Below are 4,359 nucleotides of genomic sequence, written 5' to 3'. Positions count from 1 at the left end.
GACAGAGGACAAATTCTTGATTTTACACCGGGATATGGAGCTGTTGCCTTTGCGATTGTCGTCATATTGACTATGCTGGCAACTGAAAGCTTAGATCCCCGGTTTAATATGGGACCATAAAGAAGTCCCGGAACGGAAAGCGACGTTAAATGAGTAGTTTAGACAACAATCAAAGCGCCCATACACCACGTGTAAAACGGGATATTGGCATTTCCCCTCTCTGGCTTTTGCCGATCATAACCATCTGTCTCGCAGGCTGGCTGGTCGTTAAAGCCGTCAACGAAGCGGGTCAGCGAATTCAGATCTATTTCTCAGACGCTCAGGGGCTTATCGCGGGCAGAACCACCATTCGCTACCAGGGTCTGGAAGTGGGCATGGTGCGTGATATCAAACTCTCCCCTGAACTGGATAACATTTTCGTTGAAGCCGATATCTACCCGGAAGCTACCAAACTACTGAGCGGTCAGACACGATTCTGGTTGGTTAAACCAACAGCCAGCTTATCCGGCATATCTGGTCTGGATGCTTTAGTATCCGGTAACTACATCGCCATTCACCCAGGCGCGAGTGATGACGAAGATGACGACTTCGATACCGTCTACACCGCGTTGGAAAACAGCCCAACAGACCTGCTAGCAAATCAGGGGCTGAACATTGTGCTCCACTCTTCCGATCTGGGTTCGATTTCAGTCGGCTCCCAGATCGTCTACAAGAAAATCCCAATTGGTGAAGTATACGGTTATCAGCTAGACCCTGACGGTAACTCAGTCAGTATCAGAGCTTTCATAGAAGACGAATACCGTCATCTGGTTTCCAGTGAAAGCCGTTTCTGGAACGTAAGCGGAATAGGTGCAAACGTTGGGTTTGACGGCGTAGACGTTAAGGTAGAAAGCCTGAGTGCTATGCTGGGCGGTGCAATTGCTGTGGACTCGCCCGACGAAGGACAGCCTATTACTGAAGGGGCGGAGTTTAAACTCTATCCCGATCTAAAAACCGCAGGTCGCGGTATCCCTATTCAGATAGAGTTACCGAACGATAACAAGGTCAGTACCAATGGCGCACCGATTGTTTATCGTGGTATTGAAATTGGTCAGATCACGGATATTCAGCTTTCTCTCGATAGAACAAAAATCATCGCCTATGCGTCCATTCAACCAAGCTTCGCCGACACACTGAATACAGGTACACGGTTCTTATTGGAAGAAGCAGAAGTTTCTCTAACCGGGATTGAAAACATCGGAAACCTTGTGACAGGTAACTTCCTGACACTGGTGCCCGGTCAGGGAGAGAAATCACGCGAGTTTACCGCCATCAGAAAGTCCGTATTTGCACTGGAAAAGCCCGGTTCTTTGGAAGTCACCTTCACGTCGAAGGATTCTTTTGGGCTGGAATACGGAACTCATGTACTCTATCGCGGTATTCAGGTCGGGAGCATCATCGACATTGAACTGGACAATGATCAGGTTCAGATGAAGGCACTGATTGACGCGCAATACGCCCACTTAATCAAAAGCCGCAACCGCTTCTTTGTTGATGGAAGCGCGAAAGCCGAACTGACTGACTCTGGGATTAGCGTATCGGTTCCGCCAGCCAAACGCTTACTTTCAGGTTCGATCAGCTTTATCTCTTCTGGTAGTAAGAAACCTAAGACTAACTATCCATTATTTGCCAGTCAGTCGCTCGCTGAACTCGCTGAATTTAACAAGTCTGGCTCATACGACCTCACCCTGTTTAGTCAAAACTTACCTTCGGTTTCCAAAGGTGCGCCACTTCTCTACCGCAATCTACAGGTAGGTAAAGTATCCGATTTCAAACTGACCAATGGAGGCGTACTGCTCCACTTAAAAATGGATAACCAGTACAAACATTTGCTAAGCAAAAACACCGTTTTCTGGAATCGTTCTGGTATTGAAGTCAACGCCGACCTCAACGGAGTCAACATAAAAGCAGCGCCAGTCAAAACCTTGATTCAAGGCGGTATTGCTTTTGATTCACTACCTGGCGTGGAAAACAAGCTAAAACAGTACTGGAAACTGTATGACAACTACGATGAAGCGAGAAAGTACGGACGTTTGATTACTCTGACCAGTGACAGTGCTCTTGGTGTCGCTTCGGGTATGGAAATTCGATATCAAGGAGTTCCAGTTGGCGAAGTCACTTTGGTTACGCCAAACTTCACTGCAGAGAAAGTCGAAATTAAAGCTCGGATTCTTCCAGAATTTGTTAAAAACATCGCTTTGGACAAATCGCACTTCTGGCTTGTTCAGCCGGAAGTAGGTTTGCGTGGCGTGAAAAACATCGAAACCTTGCTGTCGAAATACATTGATGTGGAGCCGGCTGGTAAGAAAAGCGCTTTCGCCTTCAAACTTCATATGCAAAGTAGCCAGTTACAGGGCAAAGAGTTTCAGCTTCAGAGCGAACGAAGAAACTCTATTTCCGTTGGTACACCTCTTTTATACCGTGACATGGAAGTCGGTCGTGTAATCGACGTAAATCTGGGGGCGTTTGCCGATCGCATCATCACCACCATTCAGGTTGATCATCAATTTGAACACTTAGTACGTGAGAATACAGTATTTTGGAACGTTTCCGGTGTCGATGTGTCGATAGGCATTACCGGCGCCAAAATCAAAGCAGGTACGGTTGACAGCTTAATCCGCGGAGGCATTGCATTTGCTACTCCGGATACACGCCCTCTTCCTCCTGAAGCGAAAGAAAAGTCAGCGTTCTTCCTGTATGCAGTGTCACAACCAGAGTGGCTTGAATGGCGTACACCGATCCCTAGGTAATTTAAGCCGCCGTAAACTATTAGTGCAGCCTTACTTTAGGCTGCATTTTTTTTATATTCCGTTAGAATTGGCAGCAAATTTTTCTTCAGAGATACCACTTTGCACTCTAACATCAAACTCCCAGACGCATTCATCAGTCAAATTCAAGACATTATGCCTTCTCATCTGGATATGGATGAATTCATCGCGGCATGTAAACGTCCACTGCGTCGAAGTATTCGTGTGAATACTCTGAAAATTTCAGTTGAGGACTTTTTAGTTCGAGCAGAAGCAAAAGGCTGGACTTTGACGCCTGTACCTTGGTGCGATACGGGCTTCTGGATTGAAAGAGAAGAAACTGACACCGTTCCTCTTGGAAACACAGCGGAACATATGGCAGGGCTTTTCTATATACAAGAAGCCAGCTCAATGATGCCAGTGACGGCATTACTTGCAGACAATGACGTTGATGCTCTGAATACTGTATTAGACGTTGCAGCAGCACCAGGTTCAAAAACAACGCAAATTGCAGCAGCGCTCGATAACCGTGGTGCCCTCGTTGCTAACGAGTTTTCTGCCAGCCGAATTAAGGGGGCTGTACTCAAATATCCAACGTTGTGGTGTGCGAAACGTTGCATTAACCAACTTTGATGGACGCGTATTTGGTGGATGGTTACCAGAACAGTTTGATGCCATTTTGCTAGATGCACCTTGTTCTGGTGAGGGCACCATTCGTAAAGACCCAGATGCGATGAATAACTGGAGCAAAGAATCGGTTCTTGATATCGCTCACACCCAGAAAGATTTAATTGAAAGTGCTTTCTACGCATTGAAGCCCGGCGGCGTATTAGTTTACTCGACCTGTACACTGAATCTGGAAGAAAACCAGCAGGTATGTCACCACTTGAAAGAAAAATTTGGCGACGCCGTTGATTTTGAACCACTAGACGATTTATTCGAAAACGCTGAAAACGCGATTACCGAAGATGGTTTCCTTCATATTTACCCACAGATTTTTGATAGCGAAGGCTTCTTTGTTGCTCGCCTTCGTAAACATCATTCAGTTGAATCTCCTGAAGTGAAAAAGCGTCTGGGTAAGTTCCCTTTTGACAAAGCATCGAAAAAAATCAGTCAGGATGTGGAGAAACACCTAACCGAAACGCTAGGAATTTCGCTGCCAGACCAAACTCAGCTATGGCTTCGAGACAAAGAAGTATGGCTGTTCCCTACCGCACTAGAATCAATGATCGGCGAGATTCGCTTTGATCGCATGGGCATTAAGCTGGCAGAAGCGCATAAGAAAGGTTACCGCTGGCAACATGAAGCCATCATGGCACTCTCAACAGGTGAAGAAACTCAAAGCATATCTTTGAATATCGAAGATGCCAGAGAATGGTTTATGGGAAGAGATGTCCGCCCTGAGAACCTCTCCGGCAAAGGTGAAGTCATCGTAAAATTTGGCGAAGATGTCATCGGAATTGGAAAATGGGTAGGAAACCGAATAAAAAATGGTCTTCCAAGAGAACTAGTTAGGGACGGAAACCTGTTCTAGGCACTATATATGGTGGTATTTGAGCCTGTGTGTACTATG

General features: G+C 46.2%; 1 protein-coding gene and 2 pseudogenes. All 3 read left to right on the top strand.

Going from position 1 to position 4,359, the window contains the following annotated elements:
- A pseudogene (locus RH89_RS29225) lies at positions 1-157 on the top strand (paraquat-inducible protein A); the annotation flags it as partial.
- Entirely contained in the window at positions 150-2,789 is a 2,640-nt protein-coding gene (locus RH89_RS13085; RefSeq protein ID WP_004402548.1) for an MlaD family protein, read from the top strand. The pseudogene RH89_RS29225 and the gene RH89_RS13085, both read left to right, overlap by 8 nt.
- 99 nt (positions 2,790-2,888) lie before the next feature.
- Positions 2,889-4,320, top strand: a pseudogene (gene rsmF / locus RH89_RS13080) (16S rRNA (cytosine(1407)-C(5))-methyltransferase RsmF).
- Positions 4,321-4,359: the final 39 nt, after the last annotated feature.

The sequence above is a fragment of the Vibrio nigripulchritudo ATCC 27043 genome, assembly GCF_000222685.1.
GTDB classification, from domain to species: Bacteria; Pseudomonadota; Gammaproteobacteria; order Enterobacterales; family Vibrionaceae; genus Vibrio; species Vibrio nigripulchritudo.
Note: the sequence above shows the minus strand (reverse complement) of the source record. Positions and strands in the feature narration are given on the sequence as shown.

What these genes read in the sequence shown, in the direction of transcription:
- RH89_RS13085 (WP_004402548.1), top strand. Translation starts at nt 150, where the DNA reads ATGAGTAGTTTAGACAACAATCAAAGCGCCCATACACCACGTGTAAAA.